Annotated in this window: 15 protein-coding genes; 9 read left to right on the forward strand and 6 right to left on the reverse strand. The window is 70.9% G+C overall.

Going from position 1 to position 19,745, the window contains the following annotated elements:
• The first annotated feature begins 156 nt into the window (after window positions 1–156).
• The 3 genes from ACWIHT_RS30750 (at window position 157) to ACWIHT_RS30760 (ending at window position 4,767) form a co-directional block, all read left to right on the forward strand.
• On the forward strand, window positions 157–1,731 hold the full coding sequence (locus ACWIHT_RS30750; RefSeq protein WP_456171533.1) for a Na+/H+ antiporter: 1,575 nt from the start codon (window positions 157–159) through the stop codon (window positions 1,729–1,731).
• Between the two features lie 304 nt (window positions 1,732–2,035).
• On the forward strand, window positions 2,036–3,994 hold the full coding sequence (locus tag ACWIHT_RS30755; RefSeq protein ID WP_456171534.1) for an amino acid transporter: 1,959 nt from the start codon (window positions 2,036–2,038) through the stop codon (window positions 3,992–3,994).
• Between the two features lie 251 nt (window positions 3,995–4,245).
• On the forward strand, window positions 4,246–4,767 hold the full coding sequence (locus ACWIHT_RS30760; RefSeq protein ID WP_456171535.1) for a hypothetical protein: 522 nt from the start codon (window positions 4,246–4,248) through the stop codon (window positions 4,765–4,767).
• On the opposite strand, the gene ACWIHT_RS30765 is transcribed toward ACWIHT_RS30760, so the two are convergent.
• Entirely contained in the window at window positions 4,745–5,335 is a 591-nt protein-coding gene (locus ACWIHT_RS30765) for a DUF1707 SHOCT-like domain-containing protein (RefSeq protein ID WP_456171536.1), read from the reverse strand. The genes ACWIHT_RS30760 and ACWIHT_RS30765 overlap by 23 nt on opposite strands.
• A gap of 98 nt (window positions 5,336–5,433) precedes the next feature.
• On the opposite strand from ACWIHT_RS30765, the gene ACWIHT_RS30770 reads away from it, so the two are divergent.
• Window positions 5,434–5,829 carry a TOBE domain-containing protein gene (locus ACWIHT_RS30770; RefSeq protein WP_200713589.1) on the forward strand — a complete coding sequence of 132 codons (396 nt, stop codon included), beginning with the start codon at window positions 5,434–5,436 and terminating at the stop codon, window positions 5,827–5,829.
• Between the two features lie 30 nt (window positions 5,830–5,859).
• Here ACWIHT_RS30770 and ACWIHT_RS30775 read toward each other — a convergent pair whose 3' ends face one another.
• The 3 genes from ACWIHT_RS30775 to ACWIHT_RS30785 form a co-directional block, all read right to left on the reverse strand.
• Complete coding sequence (locus tag ACWIHT_RS30775; protein WP_456171537.1) at window positions 5,860–7,020, reverse strand: NAD-dependent formate dehydrogenase; 1,161 nt, start codon at window positions 7,018–7,020, stop codon at window positions 5,860–5,862.
• A gap of 104 nt (window positions 7,021–7,124) precedes the next feature.
• On the reverse strand, window positions 7,125–8,057 hold the full coding sequence (locus ACWIHT_RS30780) for a LysR family transcriptional regulator (RefSeq protein ID WP_456171538.1): 933 nt from the start codon (window positions 8,055–8,057) through the stop codon (window positions 7,125–7,127).
• A 26-nt stretch (window positions 8,058–8,083) separates the two neighbouring features.
• Window positions 8,084–9,574 carry a helix-turn-helix domain-containing protein gene (locus tag ACWIHT_RS30785; protein ID WP_456171539.1) on the reverse strand — a complete coding sequence of 497 codons (1,491 nt, stop codon included), beginning with the start codon at window positions 9,572–9,574 and terminating at the stop codon, window positions 8,084–8,086.
• A 180-nt stretch (window positions 9,575–9,754) separates the two neighbouring features.
• On the opposite strand from ACWIHT_RS30785, the gene ACWIHT_RS30790 reads away from it, so the two are divergent.
• Together ACWIHT_RS30790 and ACWIHT_RS30795 are read left to right on the forward strand one after the other, a co-directional pair.
• Window positions 9,755–10,576 carry an FAD binding domain-containing protein gene (locus ACWIHT_RS30790; RefSeq protein ID WP_456171540.1) on the forward strand — a complete coding sequence of 274 codons (822 nt, stop codon included), beginning with the start codon at window positions 9,755–9,757 and terminating at the stop codon, window positions 10,574–10,576.
• Window positions 10,573–13,314, forward strand: coding sequence for a molybdopterin-dependent oxidoreductase (locus ACWIHT_RS30795; protein WP_456171541.1), 2,742 nt, complete (start codon window positions 10,573–10,575; stop codon window positions 13,312–13,314). Before ACWIHT_RS30790 ends, ACWIHT_RS30795 begins: the two co-directional genes overlap by 4 nt.
• Here ACWIHT_RS30795 and ACWIHT_RS30800 read toward each other — a convergent pair.
• Entirely contained in the window at window positions 13,226–13,717 is a 492-nt protein-coding gene (locus ACWIHT_RS30800; RefSeq protein ID WP_456171542.1) for a molybdopterin-dependent oxidoreductase, read from the reverse strand. The genes ACWIHT_RS30795 and ACWIHT_RS30800 overlap by 89 nt on opposite strands.
• A 219-nt stretch (window positions 13,718–13,936) precedes the next feature.
• On the opposite strand from ACWIHT_RS30800, the gene modA reads away from it, so the two are divergent.
• Genes modA through ACWIHT_RS30815 form a run of 3 tightly spaced genes read left to right on the forward strand, consistent with a single transcriptional unit; the run spans window position 13,937 to window position 16,661 of the window.
• Window positions 13,937–14,758, forward strand: coding sequence for a molybdate ABC transporter substrate-binding protein (gene modA, locus ACWIHT_RS30805; protein ID WP_262061723.1), 822 nt, complete (start codon window positions 13,937–13,939; stop codon window positions 14,756–14,758).
• Window positions 14,755–15,612: an ABC transporter permease gene (locus tag ACWIHT_RS30810; RefSeq protein ID WP_456171543.1), complete on the forward strand. Its 858-nt coding sequence runs from the start codon at window positions 14,755–14,757 to the stop codon at window positions 15,610–15,612. Before modA ends, ACWIHT_RS30810 begins: the two co-directional genes overlap by 4 nt.
• The gene (locus tag ACWIHT_RS30815; protein ID WP_456171544.1) at window positions 15,609–16,661 is read left to right on the forward strand and encodes an ABC transporter ATP-binding protein; all 1,053 of its coding nucleotides are present in this window, start codon (window positions 15,609–15,611) and stop codon (window positions 16,659–16,661) included. Before ACWIHT_RS30810 ends, ACWIHT_RS30815 begins: the two co-directional genes overlap by 4 nt.
• A gap of 96 nt (window positions 16,662–16,757) precedes the next feature.
• On the opposite strand, the gene gcvP is transcribed toward ACWIHT_RS30815, so the two are convergent.
• A complete protein-coding gene (gcvP, locus tag ACWIHT_RS30820) occupies window positions 16,758–19,643 on the reverse strand; it encodes an aminomethyl-transferring glycine dehydrogenase (protein WP_456171545.1) in 2,886 nt (961 codons plus the stop codon).
• Between the last annotated feature and the right edge of the window lie 102 nt (window positions 19,644–19,745).

The following is a 19,745-nucleotide window of genomic DNA, read 5'->3' on the forward strand; positions in this document are numbered from 1 at the left end:
CTTCGGGCAGACGTCTTGACGCGTCTCTGGCGCCGCCCGCGAGGACGTTGACACTGTCTTGACGGCGTCCGGCCGGGTTAGGGTGGCCGCGGTGTGCCGGGAAGTCTGGTCGGCGGGGAGTCCGCATGGGCTCGTCCAAGACCACAAGGGGACGGCATGCGCGGCGTCGGTACGGTTCTCGCTCTGGTGGTACTGGCGACGCTGGTCGCGACGTTCGCCCGCCGCTGGCGGATCCCCGCCCCCTCTCTCCTCGTGGTCGCCGGTCTCGCCGTGGCGCTGCTGCCGGGCACCCCCGCCATCGGGATCAGCCCGGACGTGATCGGTCTGGTGGTGCTGCCGCCGTTGCTCTACGCCAGTGCCGAGGATTTGTCGTGGCGCGAGCTGAAGGCCGTGTGGAAGCCGGTCGGGATCCTCGCGATCGGCCTGGTCCTCGCCTCCGCGGCGGCGGTGGGCTGGGTCGCGTCCACGGTGACCCCGCTGTCCTGGCAGATGGCGTTCGTGCTCGGCGCGGTCCTGGCCAGTACCGACCCGGTCGCCGTCACCGCGCTGGGCCGGCGGCTCGCGCTGCCGCCCCGGGTCCAGATGCTCGTCCAGGCGGAGTCCCTGTTCAACGACGCGACCTCGCTGGTCCTGTTCCGGGTCGCGGTGAGCGTCGCGGTGGCCTCGGCGGCGGCCGACTGGGGTGCCGCGGGCGGGGAGTTCATCGTCCTCGCGGGTGGCGGCACGGTCATCGGGGCGGCCGTCGCCCACGCCGTGACACTGATCCGGCGGCGCACCGAGGACCCGGTCCTGGAGACGGTGATCGCCCTGGTCACGCCGTACGCGGCCTATGTACTGGCGGAGGGGGCGCACACGTCGGGCGTGACCTCGGTCGTGGTCGCCGGGGTCGTCCTGGGCGGTCGCGGCGACCGGCTCACCAACGCCCGCATACGGCTCCAACTGCACGCGGTCTACGGCACGTTGGTGTTCCTGCTGGAGAGCGTGGTGTTCTCGCTGATCGGTCTCGCCCTGCCCACGCAGGTGCGGGCGCTGTCCGACGGCGACCGGGCCTGGCCGCTGTACGCGCTCGCGGTGGCGGGCACCCTGATCGCCGTACGACTGCTGTGGCTGGCGCCGTTGTCGGCGGTGGTGCAGCGCAAGTCGGGGACGCACAGGGTGAATTGGCGGGTGCCGATGGTGCTGACCTGGGCGGGCACCCGGGGTGTCCTTCCGCTGGCGGCGGCCCTGTCGATCCCGGAGGTCACCAGCGGCGGCGCCGCGTTGACCGACCGGCCGTTGGTCCTGGTCCTGACCACCTCGGTCGTAGTCGTCACCCTGGTCGTGCAGGGCTTCACCCTCGCGCCCGTGGTCCGCCGCTCCGGCATCGCGCTGGAACCCGACCACACGGAACGCGAAGAGGCGTCCGCCCGCTGCAAGTTGGCCGACGCGGGCATCCGCCGCCTCGACGAACTCGCCGAGCTGGAGGCCGTACCGGACGTCGTCCTCGACCGGCTCCGCCGGGGCCTCAACGCCCGTCTCGACGACGCCCGCGACCGCCTCGCCGAGCCCAACGGCCAAGCGACGCACGCCGAATCGGCCGACCTGGTCTACCGCCAGCTGCGCCGCGACCTGATCGCCGTAGAAGCGGTGGAACTTCAGCGGCTCTACGACGACCACGCCATCAGTGACACGACCCGCAGGCGGTTGCAGCGGTCGCTGGACCTGGAGGAGGCGCGGCTGGCGGACGTGTGAGGCGGTGGTACGGGGGCGGGCGGCGGCTCTCTTCGGCATGCGCGCCCGGCCCGTCGTCACGCTCGGTGTCCACCGTCCGGTACGGCCCTCCCAACACCCCCCATACAGCCCAACGCGCCCCGAACCGCTCCCGGCCACCCCTTCCTGATGCGCTCCTGCCGCCCACCCGGCCAGTCTTAACGGAAGATTGACGCCGTCCGCCCCGACATCCATGGGCCCACGCGTCACTCTCCGCTTACGCTGGTGCCGCCGTCCGCGTGATGGCCAGAAACCGCACGCTGACCCGCACCCCAGGAGCACGCCCATGGTCACGACCGAACACCCTCCCAGTCGCCTGCGCGCCTGGATGCTGGAGGGCCTGGCCGACATGGGCAAGGGCGGCGGCCAGCAGGTGCCGCAGTCCGCGCCGGAGCCCGAAGAGCACGCCCACAAGGGTCAGCGCTGGTGGCGGGTGATGTGCCTGACCGGTGTCGACTACTTCTCCACCCTCGGCTACCAGCCGGGCATCGCGGCCCTCGCGGCCGGACTGCTCTCGCCGGTCGCGACGATCGTGCTCGTGGTCGTCACGCTGGCCGGCGCCCTGCCCGTGTACCGGCGGGTGGCGGAGGAGAGTCCGCACGGCGAGGGCTCCATCGCGATGCTGGAACGGCTGCTGTCGTTCTGGAAGGGCAAGCTGTTCGTCCTGACCCTGCTCGGGTTCGCGGCGACCGACTTCCTGATCACCATCACGCTGTCGGCGGCGGACGCCTCCACCCACCTCGTGGAGAACCCGCACCTGACGAGCATGCTGCACGACAAGCAGATGCTGATCACGCTGATCCTGGTCGCCCTGCTCGGCGCGGTGTTCCTGAAGGGCTTCCTGGAGGCGATCGGGGTCGCCGTCTACCTGGTGGCCGCCTATCTCAGCCTCAACGTCGTCGTCGTGATCGTCGGCATGTGGCACGTGGCCACCCACGGGCACGTGGTCACCGACTGGAGCAGCGCCCTGACCACCGAGCACGGCAACGTCTTCGCGATGGTCGGCGTCTCCCTGCTGGTCTTCCCCAAGCTGGCGCTGGGTCTGTCCGGCTTCGAGACGGGGGTCGCCGTGATGCCGCACGTCGAGGGCGACCCGGACGACACCCACGACAACCCCAAGGGCCGGATCCGGGACACCAAGAAGCTGCTGACGACGGCCGCGCTCATCATGAGCGTGTTCCTGATCGCCACGAGCTTCATCACCACCGTGCTGATCCCGGAGAAGGAGTTCAAGACGGGCGGCCAGGCCAACGGCCGCGCGCTCGCCTACCTCGCGCACGAGTACCTGGGCAACGGCTTCGGCACCGTCTACGACCTCTCCACCATCGCCATCCTGTGGTTCGCCGGCGCCTCCGCGATGGCGGGCCTGCTCAACCTGATGCCGCGCTATCTGCCCCGCTACGGCATGGCCCCGCACTGGGCGCGGGCCGTCCGCCCGATGGTGATCGTCTTCACGCTGATCGCGTTCCTGGTGACCTGGATCTTCGACGCCAGCGTCGACGCGCAGGGCGGCGCCTACGCCACCGGCGTGCTGGTCCTGATGTCCTCGGCCGCGATCGCGGTGACCATCTCCGCCCGCCGCGCCCGCCAGCGCAACTGGACCATCGCCTTCGGGATCGTCTCGGCGGTCCTCCTCTACGTCACCGTCGTGAACGTCATCGAGCGCCCGGACGGCGTGAAGATCGGCGCCTGCTTCATCGCCGGCATCATCCTGGTCTCCCTGCTGTCCCGGCTGGCCCGCGCCTTCGAACTGCGCGTCACCAGCGTGCAGTTGGACCCCATGGCGGAACGATTCATCCGGGACATGGCCAGCCGGAAGATCCGCTTCGTCGCGAACGAGCCCGACCGCCGCGACAAGGCCGAGTACCGGGAGAAGATCGAGCAGATCCGCGCCGACAACGACATCCCTGGCGAGGACTTCGTGTTCGTGGAGGTGACGGTCCTCGACGCCTCAGAGTTCGAGGCGGGCCTGACCGTGCGCGGCGAGGTGCTGCACGGCCGCTACCGGGTGCTGACCCTCGAATCCTCGTCCATCCCGAACGCGCTGGCCGCGCTGATGCTCCACGTCCGCGACACGACGGGCCGCATCCCGCACATGTACTTCGAGTGGACCGAGGGCAACCCCTTCGCCAACTTCCTCCGCTTCTTCCTCTTCGGCCAGGGCGAGGTCGCCCCGGTCACCCGAGAGGTCCTCCGCGAGGCGGAGCCGGACCGCACGAGGCGCCCGCGCGTGCACACGGGCTGAGCGGACGGGGGCCGCGGTCGCCACGTCGACTGAGCGGACCGGGGCCGCTGACGGCACGTAGGCCGAGCGGACCGGGCTCGCTGCGAGCACGTCGGCCGAGCGGACCGGGACCGCTGCCCGTACACCGGCCGGCCGTTCGGGAACGGCCGGGCCTCCGTCACCGTAAGAGACACGACAAAATCCGGTGCCGCAGTGTAAGAGGCCCGTCAGTGGACCGCGCGGTGGGCTCGGGGCGGCCTACCGTCGGCCTCATGCGGTACAGCACCCCACCACCGGACCCGACCGGCGACCGCCACTGGCGTGGCGACGCCCGGCTGGCGGCGGGCTGCGCGCTCGGCTTCCTCGGGATGACCCTGCTGGTCGACTGGAACGCCGGAACCCTCACCCTGACCCGCGCGCTGCTGTGGTTCGCCATGTCGGCGGCGCTCTGTGCCGTGCTGCTCCCGCATCGCGTCACCGCGGGCCCCGGCTGGCTCACCGTGGACAGCCCCCTGCTGCGCCGCACGGTGCGGACGGACGCGCTGACCGTCGTACGGCAGTACGGCGACGTCTCCGCGCGCCTGGTCCTGCGGGACACGCACGGACAGTGGCTCGAAGTGGACCCCCGGGTGCTGGTCGCCAACCCCCTCCTCTGGCACGAACTGGACACGGGCATACGGCACTCGATGGAGCGCGGGACGCTGCGTCAGGGCACCGATGTCCGGCGTCACCTGGGTCATCTGGTCGACGACGAGGCGGCCCGGTCGGTGCTCAGGGCGTCGGGGATTTCCTGACCTTGCGCCGCGTCCGGCGTATCAGGACCTTCCCGAACCCCAACTGCCCGACGATCTCTATCCGCAGGTCCACCGGGGCCCCCGTATCGCCGGGTCCGCGCGTCTTGACCTTGCTGTAGTTGAGCACCAGGTCGTCGGTGTTCACGGCGACGCCCGGCGGGAGCAGCAGCCGCAGCACACCGAGGTGCATGTCCAGGTCGATGCGGAGCGTGGCCTGGGTGATCACGGCCTGGGTGAAGTCGAGGGTCACATCGCCCAGGCGGGACTGGATCTCCAGTCGGCGCGGCACCACCCAGCCGTCACCGCGCCGCGTCGAGCCGCCGTTCTGCTCGATACGGGCGACGTCCTTCACCTCGACCGGAGTCGCGCCGGCGACCACCGGCAGGTCGGCCGTCAGGACCGCCAGCTCGCCCAGCGTGCGGGCGGACAGGGCGGCCTCGACGCGCTCGTCGAGTTCCTCGGCGGTCAGCCGTCCGTCACCGGCCGCGCCGGTCAGCACGTCCACGACGCGGTCCCGGTCCGCGTGCGAGGCCCGCAACCCGGTCGTGCTCATCAGCTCACCCGACATACCCTCACCCCGATCGACGGACTGACGCTATATCGCGTTATACCCCAGAGCCAACCCCCCGTCCACCGGTTACCGTTTCTGGCCCTAGGGTGGCGCACATGCAGTCCTACACAATCGGCCAGGCGGCGCGGCTGCTCGGCGTGAGTCCGGACACCGCGCGCCGGTGGGCGGACGCGGGCCGGGTGACGACCCACCGCGACGAGGGCGGCCGTCGACTCATCGACGGTGTCGATCTGGCCGCGTTCTCGGTCGAGTTGGCGAAGTCGGGCGCCGTCGAGGAGGACACGTCCTACACCTCGGTGCGCAACGCGTTCCCCGGCATCGTCACCGCGATCAAGCTCGGCGACGTCGCCGCCCAGGTCGAGATCCAGGCAGGTCCGCACCGGCTGGTCTCACTGCTGACCCGGGAGGCGGTGGAGGAACTCGGCCTGGAGGTCGGCATGGAGGCCACCGCCCGCGTGAAGTCGACGAACGTACATATCGACCGCGTGTGAGGCGGGCAGCGGCCCCCGTCGGCCACCGCGTCACTTGTTGACCGAGTAGGAATGCGCGCCGGTCCCCGCCAACGCGCCCCCGTCCACGATCAGGTACTCGTCCCGGATCGCCCGCCCGGCGAAGAACGCCTCCAGGATCTCCCGGGTGCCCGCCGCGTACCGCGCCTGCGCCGACAGCGACGAACCGGAGATGTGCGGAGTCATCCCGTGGTGCGGCATGGTGCGCCACGGGTGGTCCGCCGGAGCGGGCTGCGGGAACCACACGTCACCGGCGTACCCCGCCAACTGCCCGCCGCGCAGCGCCCGTTCGACCGCGTCCCGGTCGACGATCTTCGCCCGCGCGGTGTTGATGAGATACGCGCCGCGCTTCATCCGCGCGAGCAGCTTGTCGCCGAACAGCCCCTCGGTCTCGGGGTGCAGCGGTGCGTTGATGGTGACGACATCGCAGTGCGGCACCATGTCCTCGGCGCTCTCGTGCCAGGTCAGCCCCAACTCCCGTTCCACGTCCTCGGGCAGCCGGTACCGGTCGGTGTAGTGCAGCTTCACGTCGAAGGGCGCGAGCCGCCGCAGCACCGCGAGCCCGATCCGCCCGGCGGCGACCGTCCCGACGTGCATGCCTTCGAGGTCGTACGAACGGGCCACGCAGTCCGCGATGTTCCAGCCGCCGTCGAGCACGACCTGGTGGGACGGCAGGTAGTTGCGCACCAGGGACAGCGTCATCATCACGACGTGCTCGGCGACGCTGATGCTGTTGCAGTACGTCACTTCGGCGACCGTCACGCCGTGGGAGATCGCCGAGTCGAGGTCGACGTGGTCGGAGCCGATGCCGGCGGTGACGGCGAGCTTGAGGTTCTTCGCGGCGGCGATCCGCTCGGGGGTGAGGTACGCGGGCCAGAACGGCTGTGAGATCACGATGTCGGCGTCGACCAGTTCCCGGTCGAAGACCGAGCCCTCGCCGTCCTTGTCGGAGGTGACGACCAGGGTGTGCCCGGCGCCCTCCAGGTAGGCGCGCAGGCCGAGTTCACCGGAGACGCTGCCGAGGAGGTGCCCCGGGGTGAAGTCGACCGCCTCGGGGGTGGGGGTGGTCTGGCCGCCCGGGTAGTGGTCGATCACGGGCAGGTCGTCGCGGGCGTACGAGGTCGGGTAACCGTCGGTCGGGTCGTCGTACAGGACACAGAGAACCTTGGCCATGTCGCGGCTCCTCAACTCCGTTGTCGGAAGGTGCACTTCACGATCCTCGGGGTGAATCGCCCTGGTCAAAGCGAACGTTGCTATGCCCGGATAGCCCGCGTCTATCAGCGCCCGTCGCCCAGGTAGGTGTGCAGCAGCTCGTCGAGCGCGTCGCGTACGCCCGCCTCCCGCGCCACCTTCAACAGGGCTTCCGCCAGCACGGATTGGGGTTCGGTGCGGGCGACGACGAGTCCGACCCGGGGCCCGTGCGCGGGCCCGTTCAGTGGCACCACCCGCATTCCCTCCGGTACGTCGAACATGTGCAGCCACGCGTGTGAGATCACGCTCGACCAACGCCCGCCCGGCAGCAGCGTGTAGAGCCCGGCGACGCTGTCCGACTCGATCGCCGGGGAGGCCGTCGCCCCCTCGGCGGCGAAACACTCGTCGATGATGCGGCGGTTGCGCATCCGCGAGTTCAGGAGACAGAGCGGGAGTGTGGCCGCCTGCGCCCAACTGGCCTTGGAAACACCGCCAAGTGGCCCGTCGACGGGCGTGAGGAGCACATACCGCTCCTCGTAGAGCGGGAGGCGGCGGACGTTGCGCAGGCTGTCGTCGTCCAGGTATGTCATCGCCGCGTCCAGCTCGAACTCGGCGAGCCCGTGCCGGATGTCGACGGACGACAGCGACTCCAGGGCGACCCGGGCCCGGGGGTGCCGTTCGCAGAACGGGGTGGTGAGGAGGGAGGCGGCGGGCAGCGCGGTCGGCACGACTCCCAGTCGCAGCGTGCCGGTGAGGCCGCCGCGCAGGGCGGACAACTCCTGGTGCAGGGCGTCCCGTTCGGCCAGGATGCGGTGCGCCCAGGCGAGCACCACCTCGCCCTCGGGCGTCAGCCCCTCGTACCGTTGGCCGCGCCGCACGATCGGCACGTCCAACTCGTGCTCCAGGCGCTGGATCGCGGCCGACAGCGAGGGCTGCGAGACATAGCAGGCCGCCGCGGCGCGCGCGAAGTGCCGTTCCCGGGCGAGCGCGACGAGGTACTCCAGCTGACGCAACAGCATCCCTGACCTCCCCTGTGACGTGCAGGTTAGGCGCTGTCCGTCCGGCACAACAGGGCTGCCCACAGGTCGAGTCGGTCGTAGAGGCGGGAGAGGTCGCGGCCGGTGAAGTGCTCGATGCGACCGATGCGGTAGTGCACGGAGTTGACGTGCAGATGCAGCGCCTCCGCGGTCCGCGCCCAGGAGCCGTCGCAGGCGAGGAAGGTCTCCAGGGTCTCCAACAGGACGGCGTTGCCCCGCAGTTCACCGAGAACGGTCCGGCTGAAGGCGGTACGGACCTCGGCCGGCACACCGGTGAGCAGCGCGTCGAGTCCGGTGAGCGCCGAGGCGTCGGTGAGCACGGAGCCACCGCGCGCGGTACCGCGCGCCGAGCTGAGCGCGTAACGCGCCTGCGCCAGCGCCCCGTTGAGATCCTTCGCCCCGGCCACGGCCGCCCCGGTCCCGCCGTAGAGCGGCACGGCCGCCTCACCGGCGGCAACGAGCAGCCAGACCTCGCGGAACGCCTCGGCCTCCCCCTGGGTGACGACCGCGAACGCGGTTCCGTCCGGCAGCCGTCCTACGGCCGCGGCCCCCACCCCCGCCACCACATGCGCGACCACCTCCGCCAACGCCCCCTCCGCCAGCCCGGCCCGCTGCGCCCCGGTCTCCGCGACCAGCACGCGGTACGGCCCTTCCTCCGGGAGCCCACACGACCGTAGCGCCGCCGTCACGACCGAAGGATCCGTACCCGGCACGGCGAGCAGCGCGCCCAACTCGTCCGCCGTCTGGCGCTCTTCGGCCCGCGAGCGGACCCGCGCCTCCTGGCTGCGCCCCAGTACCAAGGCCAGTTCGTGCAGCATGCGCGGCGGGGCGTCATCAGGGTCGGGAAGGCAGAGGTGCCAGCGCTCGTACGGCGAGACTCCGTCGGCGTCGACGGGCAGGGCCTCCGCCAGCAGCGCGGCGGCCTTCCGCGCAGGTATCGCAGCCGCACCCGGAGTGGCCGCGACCGTACGCCCGGAGGGGGTGAGGACATAGGCGACGGCCCGTTCGAGGTGAGCGAAGGCCGTCGCCATGATCGCCTCCGGCCCGGCCCCCTGCGCGGCCATCCGGCTCAGCCGCCCCCGCACGCCGTCCGGCAGCGCGTGCCGACGGCTCAGCTCGCCCCACCGCCCGAGGTACACGGTGTCGGTGATCGCGCGGAACATGATGTGCGCCGGTACGGCGGCCACCGGCACCCCGTGCCGGACGCACGCCTCGACGAGGTCGTCCGGCACCGAGCCGTGCGTCTCCTCCCCGGCGAGCAGCGCGGCGGCCCCCGCCCCGCGCAACGCGGACACGAACCGCTCGGCCCGCCCGGGCCCGTCCTCGGCGGACCACCAGACCAGTCCGCTGAGCACCACCTCGTCCCGGCGCACGAACCGCGCGGGGTCCTCCAGGTCGGTCACGGTCACTCCGCTGATCTCCCGCGCCAGCTGGGCGTCCTCGGCCCACAGCAGACGCAGGCCGAGGGACTCGTCCTGAAGAAGGTGTTCGACGTGCATGGTTCCGGCTCCTCGCATCTCGCATTCGCCAGGTGAACACGAGTGATTGCATGGTAAGTGCAAGACCAATCGCCCGAAACGCCTCTTGGTTGATCCTCCAGAGCGATGCCCTGGAACATCGGCGTTTCCGTGTTGTGAACCAGTCGTCCCGGCCCGGTCCGCGTTGCTTCACTGGCGGTCATGGACCTGAACACGGTGGCCGAGATCCTCGACGCCCGGCAGCCGACTCCCTGGCGGCCGGGCGACGCCTGGCTCGGTGGCGGCACCTATCTCTTCTCCGAGCCGCAGCCGCACCTGCGCCGCCTGGTGGACCTGAGCCGCACCGGCTGGACCCCCGTCCAGCGCCTCCCGGACGGCTCCCTGGAGATCGCCGCGACCTGCACGATCGCCCAACTCTCGCGCTTCGCGAAGGAGTTGACGGCCGAGGCGGCCCCGCTCTTCGAGCAGTGCTGCCGCGCCTTCCTCGCCTCCTTCAAGGTCTGGAACATGGCGACGGTCGGCGGCAACCTCTGCAACGCCCTCCCCGCGGGCCCGATGATCTCCCTCACGGCCGCCCTGGACGCCGAGTGCCTGCTCCTCGCCCAGGACGGCACACACCGCCGGGTCCGCGTCGCCGACTTCGTGACCGGCGCGGGCCGCAAGGACCTGGCCGACGGCGAACTCCTCCGCTCGATCACCGTCCCGGCCCGCGCCCTGACCTGCCGTACGGCCTTCCGCCAGGCCTCCCTCTACGGCCTCGGCCGCTCCGGAGTCCTGGTCATCGGCGCCCTGGACCCGCAGGACGGCTCATTCGCGCTGACGATCACGACGTCGACGGTCCGCCCGTTCCGCCTGCGCTTCCCGCTGCCGCCCACGGCCGGGGACCTGCGCACGGCGATCGCCTCCACCGTCGACGAATGGTTCGACGACATCCACGGGCTGCCGGAATGGCGGGCGCACATGACGTTCCTCTACGCGGAGGAGATCCGCCGGGAACTGGAACTGGGAGAGACGGCAGCATGAAGATCGAGATCAACGGCCGCTCCTTCGCCGAAGAACCCCGCCCCGGCCAGTGCCTGCGCACCTACCTCCGCGACCGCGGCTGGTTCGGCGTGAAGAAGGGGTGCGACGCGGGCGACTGCGGCGCCTGCACGGTCCATGTGGACGGCGAGCCGGTGCACAGCTGCCTCTACCCGGCCTTCCGCGCCGACGGCCGAACGGTCACCACGGTCGAAGGGTTGGCCGCCGAGGACGGCGAACTCCACCCGGTCCAGCGGAAGTTCCTCGACGCCCAAGGCTTCCAGTGCGGTTTCTGCACGGCCGGCTTCCTGATGACGACGGCCACCCTGGACGAGGACCAACTCGCCGATCTCCCCCGCGCGTTCAAGGGCAACCTCTGCCGCTGCACCGGCTACCGCGCCATCGAGGACGCGGTACGAGGCGTCTGCCACGCCGAGGCACCGGGCGCGGGCGAGGCGGTGGGCCGCAACCTCCCCGCCCCCGCGGGCCCCCAGGTCGTCACCGGCACCGCCCGCTACACCTTCGACATCGACATCCCCGGCCTGCTCCACATGAAGCTCCTGCGCTCCCCGCACGCCCACGCCCGCATCACCGCGATCGACACCACGGCGGCCCTCCAAGTCCCGGGCGTGCACGCGGTGTTCACCCACTACGACGCCCCCGAACGGCACTTCTCCACGGCCCGCCACGAGCACCCCACCGAGGACCCCGACGACACCCGCGTCCTGGACGACACCGTCCGCCACGTCGGCCAGCGCGTCGCCGCCGTGGTCGCCGACAGCGAGGCCGCCGCCGAGGAGGGCTGCCGCCGCGTCGAGGTGACGTACGAGATCCTGCCCGCGGTCCTCGACCCGGAGGAGGCGATGCGCCCCGGCGCGCCCGTCGTCCACGACAAGGACGCTACGACGGCCCGCATTTCACGCCCCCAGGACAACGTGGTCGGCGAGGCGCACGGCGAGATCGGCAGCGTGGAGGCGGGCTTCGCGGAGGCCGACGCGGTGTACGAGGACACCTACCGCACCCAGCGTGTCCAGCACGCCAGCCTGGAGACGCACGGCGCGGTGGCCTGGTTCGACGAGAACAACAGACTTACCGTACGCACCAGTTCACAGACCCCGTTCCTGACCCGCCGCGCCCTCTGCGCGCTCTACGACCTCCCCGAGGAGCAGGTCAGGGTCGTCGCCGGTCGGGTCGGCGGCGGCTTCGGCGGCAAGCAGGAGATGCTCGTCGAGGACATCGTCGCCCTCGCGGTCCTGCGCCTGCGCCGCCCGGTGAAACTGGAGTACACCCGCGCCGAACAGTTCTACGGCGCGACCACTCGCCACCCGTTCACGATCCACGTGAAGGCGGGCGCCCGGCGCGACGGCCAACTCACCGCACTGCAACTGCGAGTTGTCTCCAACACGGGCGCCTACGGCAACCACGGCCCCGCCGTCATGTTCCACAGCGTCGGCGAGTCGATGGCCGTCTACCGCGCCCCGCACAAGAAGGTCGACGCGTTCTCGGTCTACACGCACACCGTCCCGGCGGGCGCGTTCCGGGGCTACGGCCTCGGCCAGGTGATGTTCGCCGTGGAGTCGGCCCTCGACGAACTCGCCCGCCAACTGGACCTGGATCCCCTGGAGTTCAAGGCGAGGAACATCATCGGCCCCGGCGAGCCGATGCTCTCCCCCGGCGGCGAGGAGGAGGACCTGCACATCGCGAGCTACGGACTCGACCAGTGCGTGTCGATCGTGCGCCGCGCGCGGACCGAGCCCTGGGAAGCGGCTCCCGACGGCTGGCTGGTGGGCGAAGGAGCGGCCCTGGCGATGATCGCGACCGGCCCGCCCGGCGGCCACATCGCCGACGCGAAGGCGAGCCTCCTGCCCGACGGCGGCTTCGATCTGGCCGTGGGCACCGCCGAGTTCGGCAACGGCACGACGACCGTCCACCGCCAGATCGCGGCCGGTGAACTCGCCACCACCGTCGACCGGATCACCGTCCGCCAGTCCGACACGGACGTCGTACGCCACGACACGGGCGCCTTCGCCTCCACGGGCACGGTGGTGGCGGGCAAGGCCACGCTGCGCGCATCCCGCGCCCTGGCCGACCAGTTGCTCGACTTCGCCGCCGCCCATCTGCGACTCCCGCGCACGGACTGCCGGTTGGCGGAGGAAGCCGTACTGCACCCTGGTGGCCGTCTGTCGCTGAAGGAGCTGCACGCGGCGGGCGCGGCGGTCGGGATGGAGTTCACCGCCGACGGGCACTTCGACGGCACCCCGCGTTCCGTGGCCTTCAACGCGCAGTGGTTCAGGGTCGCCGTGGACCCGGACACCGGCGAGATCCGCATCCTGCGCAGTGTGCACGCGGCCGACGCGGGCAAGGTGATGAACCCGATGCAGTGCCGGGGCCAGGTGGAGGGCGGGGTCGCCCAGGCGCTCGGCGCGACCCTCTTCGAGAACGTCCGCATCGACGGGCGGGGCGCGGTGGAGACGGCCGCGTTCCGCCGCTACCGGCTCCCGCAGTACGCGGACGTGCCGCGCACCGAGGTGCACTTCATGGAAACGGCGGACGCCATCGGGCCGTTGGGCGCCAAGTCGATGAGCGAGAGCCCCTTCAACCCGGTCGCGCCCGCCTTCGCCAACGCGCTGCGGGACGCGACGGGCGTCCGCTTCACCGAACTTCCGCTGACCCGCGACCGGGTGTGGCTGGCACTGGCCAACTCGCCGCGCCGTACCGCCCGTCCACCCGTATCGCACTGATCCCACTGATGTGCCGGGCCCCGCAACGGTCCTGTGGAAGCACCAGTTGTGGTCCGGCACGGTCCAGCGGGGTGTCATCGATGCTCACAGCGAGCAGAACAGGGGCATGAGCGAAGTCGGGATCGATCTCGGCCCAGGACAGCAGCGCGTGGTGCCCGTCCGTACCGCTCACCGCGATGAGGAAGCGCAACCGGTCCTTGCGGCGGACGGGGTCGAAGCCGGGACCCGCCGCGGACAGGACGTCGTAGAGCCGTGGTCCCGCGAAACGGTGGACCTGGGTGCCGCTGGTGGCGCACTCGAAGCTGACCCGGACCCGGTGCAGCGGCCAGTTCAGCAGGTCCGGCACGGTCAGCCGGGTGGGCCGGGCCAGGTCCCCCGTCAGGTCGAGCTGCGCGAGCGTCACGAGCCATCACCTCCCGGAATGTGGTACCCGGACGGCAGTCCCGTACAAACGCACATGCGCACCCCACAAGCGAATAGCGCAGCTCATGCGATGCGACAGGAGACTTATGCCTGGCAAATGCGGCAGTATCATCGCGGCACGGCCGTTGCGGCCGTACAAGGGCGCGACAACCCCGTTCATGAGCACCTTTCATGAAGAGACCAGAGGAGTAGAACCGTGATGACCCGTTCCGCGCGTCGGACCCGCCGGACCCTGCAGGTTGCGGGGGCCGGAGCCGCCGCGCTGCTGGCCCTGAGCGCCTGCTCCTCCAGCGACGACTCGTCCTCCTCGAAGTCCGACACCTCGGCGTCCGCGTCCCCGAAGATGTCCGGCACCGTCACCGTCTTCGCCGCCGCCTCCCTCAAGGAGTCCTTCACCACCCTGGGCAAGGAGTTCGAGACGGCCCACCCGGGCACCAAGGTCACCTTCAACTTCGCCGGTTCCGACACCCTCGCCGCGAGCATCACCAGCGGCGCCCCCGCCGACGTGTTCGCCGCCGCGAGCCCCAAGACCATGGCGATCGTCACGGACAAGGGCGACGGCGTCGGCACCCCGGCCACCTTCGTGCGCAACCAGCTGGAGATCGCCACCCTGCCGGGCAACCCCGACAAGGTGACCTCGCTGAAGGACCTCACCAAGTCCTCGCTCAAGGTCGTGCTGTGCGACAAGACGGTCCCGTGCGGCGCGGCGGCCCAAAAGGCGCTCACCGCAAGCAAGTTGAAGCTCACCCCGGTGTCCTACGAGGAGGACGTCAAGTCCGCCCTCAACAAGGTGGTGCTGAAGGAGGCCGACGCGGCGGTCGTGTACAAGACCGATGTGCACGCGGCGGGTGACAAGGTGGAGGGCGTGGAGTTCCCCGAGTCCGCCGACGCCATCAACGACTACCCGATCGTCCTGCTGAAGAACGCGCCCAACGCGGTCGCCGCCAAGGCGTTCATCGCGCTGGTGCAGTCCGCCGAGGGCCAGAAGGTGCTGTCCGCGGCGGGCTTCCTCAAGCCGTGACCCCGCTCGACACCTCCGACGCCGCGGCCGAGACCCTGAAGGGCGGGCCGCGGCGTCGCCGTGTCCGGACGACCGGACGCGGGGTGCCGCTCCCCCTGCTGCTGCCCGCGCTCGTAGGGCTGGCGTTCCTGCTCCTCCCGCTGCTCGCCCTGCTGGTACGGGCCCCCTGGCGGTCACTCCCGTCACAACTCACCAGCACGGAGGTCTGGCAGGCCCTCCAACTCTCCCTGCTGAGCGCGACGTTGGCGACAGCGGTGTGCCTGGTGCTGGGCGTACCGCTGGCCTGGCTGCTGGCCCGCACCGAGTTCCCCGGCCGCCGCATCGTCCGGGCCCTGGTGACACTCCCCCTGGTTCTGCCCCCGGTGGTGGGCGGCGTGGCGCTGCTGCTGGCTCTCGGCCGCAACGGCGTCGTGGGCCAGTGGCTGGACTCGTGGTTCGGCATCACGCTCCCCTTCACCACGACGGGTGTCGTGGTCGCGGAGGCGTTCGTCGCGATGCCGTTCCTGGTCATCAGCGTCGAGGGCACCCTGCGCGCCGCCGACCCACGCTACGAGGAGGCCGCCCAGACCCTCGGCGCCTCCCGCTTCACGGCGTTCCGCCGGGTCACACTCCCCCTGATCGCCCCGGGCATCGCGGCGGGCTCGGTGCTCGCCTGGGCCCGCGCACTGGGCGAGTTCGGCGCGACGATCACCTTCGCCGGCAACTTCCCCGGCCGCACCCAGACCATGCCCCTCGCGGTCTACCTGGCCCTCCAGAACGACCCCGAGGCGGCCATCGCCCTCAGCCTGGTCCTGCTGGCCGTGTCGATCGCGGTACTGGCGGGACTCCGGGACCGCTGGATGACGACCTCATGACCACACCTGACAAGGGCCTCGACACGCATCTCGTCGTGGACCGCGGCACGTTCCGCCTCGACGTCGAACTGACCGCCGCCCCCGGTGACGTCGTCGCCCTCCTCGGCCCCAACGGCGCCGGAAAGACAACCGCGTTGCGAGCCCTGGCCGGCCTGGTGAACCTGACGGACGGTCATCTACGGCTGGACGGCGCGGAGTTGGACCGTACTCCCCCGGAGTCCCGCCCGGTAGGAGTCGTTTTCCAGGACTACCTGCTCTTCCCGCACCTGACCGCCCTCGACAACGTCGGCTTCGGCCCGCGCTGCCAGGGCGCGACCAAGGCGGAGTCCCGCGCGATCGCCGCGGAGTGGCTGGAGAGGATGGGCCTCGCCGAGCACGCGGGCGCCAAGCCCCGCAGACTCTCCGGCGGCCAGGCCCAACGGGTCGCCGTGGCAAGGGCGTTGGCCACCCGCCCACGCCTCCTGCTCCTCGACGAACCCCTCGCGGCCCTGGACGCCCGCACCCGCCTGGACGTACGGGCCCAACTCCGCCGCCACCTGGCGGAGTTCGAGGCGGTCGCCGTCCTGGTCACCCACGACCCCCTGGACGCCATGGTGTTGGCCGACCGGCTGGTCGTGATCGAGCAGGGCACGATCGTCCAGCAGGGCACCCCCGCCGACATCGCCCGCCACCCGCGCACGGACTACATCGCCCAACTGGTCGGCCTCAACCTCTACAAGGGCAGCGCCGACGGCCACACGGTCACACTCGACACGGGCCCCACGATCACCACCACGGAGGACCTGACCGGCGAGGTCTTCGTAGCGTTCCCACCCAGCGCGGTGACTCTCTTCAGGGACCGCCCGACCGGCGCCAGCGCCCGCAACCTCTGGCACTGCGAGGTGGTGGGCCTGGAAACCCACGGCGACCAGATCCGCGTAGACCTGACCGGCGAACTCCCTTTGGCAGCAGACCTGACGACACCGGCAGCAGCCGAACTGGACCTGCACCAAGGCGCGTCGGTCTGGGCGACGGTAAAGGCAACCCAGACCCACTCATATCCTGCGTGAGCACCCGCGCCCTGTTTTTGGGGGCGCGGGGCCGCATCGATTGGTGGCTCCGCCACGGGGCGCGCCCAGCCACAACGGACCCGCACCCGAAATACGTCAGTCCTCGTACGCATCCAACAGCGGGCAGGAACACACAAGGTTCCGGTCCCCAAACGCCTGGTCAATCCGCCGCACCGGCGGCCAGTACTTATCGGCAACGGAGACACCCGCCGGGAAGACCGCCTCCTCGCGCGAGTAAGCGTGCTCCCACTCCCCACCCAGCGCGGCAGCGGTATGCGGCGCGTTCCGCAACGGATTGTCCTCAGCCGGCCACTCCCCCGCCCCGACCTTCTCGATCTCCCCGCGAATCGCGATCATCGCCTCGCAGAACCGGTCCAGCTCGATCAGGTCCTCGGACTCCGTCGGCTCGATCATCAGCGTCCCGGCCACCGGGAACGACATCGTCGGCGCGTGGAAGCCGTAGTCGATGAGCCGCTTGGCGATGTCGTCGACGGAGACACCGGTCGCCTTGCTGATCGGCCGCAGATCGATGATGCACTCGTGCGCGACGAGCCCGCCGGGCCCGGTGTAGAGCACGGGGTAGTGCGGTTCGAGCCGCTTGGCGATGTAGTTGGCGGAGAGCACGGCCACCTGCGTGGCCCGCTTCAGCCCCTCGCCGCCCATGAGCCGGACGTACGCCCAAGAGATCGGCAGGATCCCGGCGGAGCCCCACGGCGCGGCCGAGATCGGCCCAACTCCCGTCTCCGGCCCGGCGGCGGGCTGAAGCGGATGGTTCGGCAGATACGGCGCGAGGTGCGCGCGCACGCCCACCGGCCCGACACCCGGACCACCGCCACCGTGCGGAATGCAGAACGTCTTGTGCAGGTTCAGATGCGAGACGTCGCCGCCGAAGTGGCCCGGCTTGGCAAGCCCCACAAGGGCGTTGAGGTTGGCGCCGTCGACGTAGACCTGCCCGCCCGCCTCGTGCACCTGCGCGCAGATGTCCGCGACGTGCTCCTCGAACACCCCGTGCGTGGACGGGTAAGTGATCATCAGCACCGCCAACTCCTCGCGGTACTGCTCGATCTTCGCCCGCAGGTCCTCGACGTCGATCTCGCCATCTTCGGCGGTCTTCACGACGACGACCTTCATCCCGGCCATCACGGCGCTGGCCGCGTTCGTGCCGTGCGCGGACGACGGGATCAGACACACGGTCCGCTGCTCGTCCCCGTTGGCCCGGTGGTACCCACGCACCGCCAGCAGCCCGGCCAACTCGCCCTGCGAACCGGCGTTGGGCTGGAGCGACACCTTGTCATACCCGGTGACCTCGGCGAGCCGCTCCTCCAACTCCCGGATGAGCGTGAGGTATCCCTGCGCCTGCTCGGCGGGCGCGAAGGGGTGCAGCTGCCCGAACTCGGGCCAGGTGACCGCCTCCATCTCGGTGGTCGCGTTGAGCTTCATCGTGCAGGAACCCAGCGGGATCATGCCCCGGTCGAGCGCGTAGTCCCGGTCGGCCAGCTTGCGCAGGTAGCGCAGCATCGCGGTCTCGGAACGGTGGTCCCGGAACACGGGGTGCGTCAGATACGCGTCGTTCCGCAACAGCGCCTCGGGCAGCGTGTCCTCGGCGGTCGCGTCCAGCGCCTCGATGTCGCCGTCGACCCCGAACGCGGTCCATACGGCGGCCAGTTGGGCGCGCGTGGTGGTCTCGTCGCAGGCGATGGACACCTGGTCCGCGTCCACGAGGTACAGGTTGACGCCGTCCTCGCGGGCGGCGGCTACGACCTCGGCGGCCCGGCCGGGGACGCGCGCGGTCAGCGTGTCGAAGTAGCCGCCGTGCACGACCTCGACACCGCCGGCGGTGAGCCCGGCGGCGAGGATCGTGGCGTACCGGTGCGTCCGCCGCGCGATGCCCTTGAGCCCCTCGGGCCCGTGGTAGACGGCGTACATCCCGGCCATGACGGCGAGCAGGACCTGCGCGGTGCAGATGTTGCTGGTGGCCTTCTCGCGGCGGATGTGCTGCTCGCGGGTCTGGAGGGCGAGGCGGTAGGCCTTGTGTCCGTCGGCGTCGACAGAGACGCCCACGAGCCGTCCGGGCAGGCTGCGCGCGAACTTCTCGTGCACGGCCATGTATCCGGCGTGCGGCCCGCCGAAGCCCATCGGCACCCCGAAGCGCTGCGTCGTACCGACCGCGATGTCCGCCCCCAGCTCGCCCGGCGACTTGAGCAGCGTGAGCGCGAGGAGGTCGGCGGCGACGGTGACGAGCGCGCCGAGCGCGTGCGCCTGCTCGATCAGCGGCTTGATGTCGCGTACGGCACCGGAGGCGCCCGGGTACTGGACCAGCACGCCGTTGATCTCACGCTCGGCGATCCCGGCCGGGATGCCCTCGCTGAGGTCGGCGACGACGACCTCGACACCGGCCGGCTCGGCGCGGGTCTCGATCACGGCGATGGTCTGCGGCAGCGCGTCCGCGTCGACCAGGAACAGACCCTTCTTGTTCCTGCCCATGCGCCGCGACAGGGCCACGGCCTCGGCGGCGGCGGTGCCCTCGTCGAGGAGGGAGGCGCCGGAGGTCGGCAGTCCGGTGAGGTCGGCGACCATGGTCTGGAAGTTGAGGAGGGCTTCGAGCCGCCCCTGGGAGATCTCCGGCTGGTACGGCGTGTAGGCCGTGTACCAGGCCGGGTTCTCCATGACGTTGCGCAGGATCACGGGCGGGGTGAAGGTCCCGTAGTACCCGAGGCCGATCATCGAACCGATGACCTCGTTGCGGTCCGCGAGGGTACGCAGTTCGGCCAGCACCTCGGCCTCGGTGCGGGCGCCCGGCAGGTCGAGGGAGTCGGCGTTCTTGATCACATCGGGGACCGCGGCGGCCGTGAGCTCGTCGAGCGAGCCGTAGCCGACCTGCGCGAGCATCTTGGCCCGCGCTTCCTGGTCGGGACCGATGTGGCGCTGCTCGAACGGAATGCCTTGTTCGAGCTCGGAGAGCGAGGTACGAGGGACGGTCATCTGGGAGGCCTCCTGGTCGGACACGACCTTCGGGGGCACCACGACAGCGGGGTGCCCGGACGGCCTCCCCCTCTGTCATCTCAACCTGAGAGCTTCACCGGC

It is taken from the genome of Streptomyces sp. NPDC002276 (genome assembly GCF_053891435.1).

Excerpts from the sequence above, each read along its gene's own strand:
- ACWIHT_RS30750 (WP_456171533.1), top strand. The coding sequence starts at position 157 with ATGCGCGGCGTCGGTACGGTTCTCGCTCTGGTGGTACTGGCGACGCTG.
- ACWIHT_RS30755 (WP_456171534.1), top strand. The coding sequence starts at position 2,036 with ATGGTCACGACCGAACACCCTCCCAGTCGCCTGCGCGCCTGGATGCTG.
- ACWIHT_RS30760 (WP_456171535.1), top strand. The coding sequence starts at position 4,246 with ATGCGGTACAGCACCCCACCACCGGACCCGACCGGCGACCGCCACTGG.
- ACWIHT_RS30765 (WP_456171536.1), bottom strand. The coding sequence starts at position 5,335 with ATGTCGGGTGAGCTGATGAGCACGACCGGGTTGCGGGCCTCGCACGCG.
- ACWIHT_RS30770 (WP_200713589.1), top strand. The coding sequence starts at position 5,434 with ATGCAGTCCTACACAATCGGCCAGGCGGCGCGGCTGCTCGGCGTGAGT.
- ACWIHT_RS30775 (WP_456171537.1), bottom strand. The coding sequence starts at position 7,020 with ATGGCCAAGGTTCTCTGTGTCCTGTACGACGACCCGACCGACGGTTAC.
- ACWIHT_RS30780 (WP_456171538.1), bottom strand. The coding sequence starts at position 8,057 with ATGCTGTTGCGTCAGCTGGAGTACCTCGTCGCGCTCGCCCGGGAACGG.
- ACWIHT_RS30785 (WP_456171539.1), bottom strand. The coding sequence starts at position 9,574 with ATGCACGTCGAACACCTTCTTCAGGACGAGTCCCTCGGCCTGCGTCTG.
- ACWIHT_RS30790 (WP_456171540.1), top strand. The coding sequence starts at position 9,755 with ATGGACCTGAACACGGTGGCCGAGATCCTCGACGCCCGGCAGCCGACT.
- ACWIHT_RS30795 (WP_456171541.1), top strand. The coding sequence starts at position 10,573 with ATGAAGATCGAGATCAACGGCCGCTCCTTCGCCGAAGAACCCCGCCCC.
- modA (WP_262061723.1), top strand. The coding sequence starts at position 13,937 with ATGACCCGTTCCGCGCGTCGGACCCGCCGGACCCTGCAGGTTGCGGGG.
- ACWIHT_RS30815 (WP_456171544.1), top strand. The coding sequence starts at position 15,609 with ATGACCACACCTGACAAGGGCCTCGACACGCATCTCGTCGTGGACCGC.
- gcvP (WP_456171545.1), bottom strand. The coding sequence starts at position 19,643 with ATGACCGTCCCTCGTACCTCGCTCTCCGAGCTCGAACAAGGCATTCCG.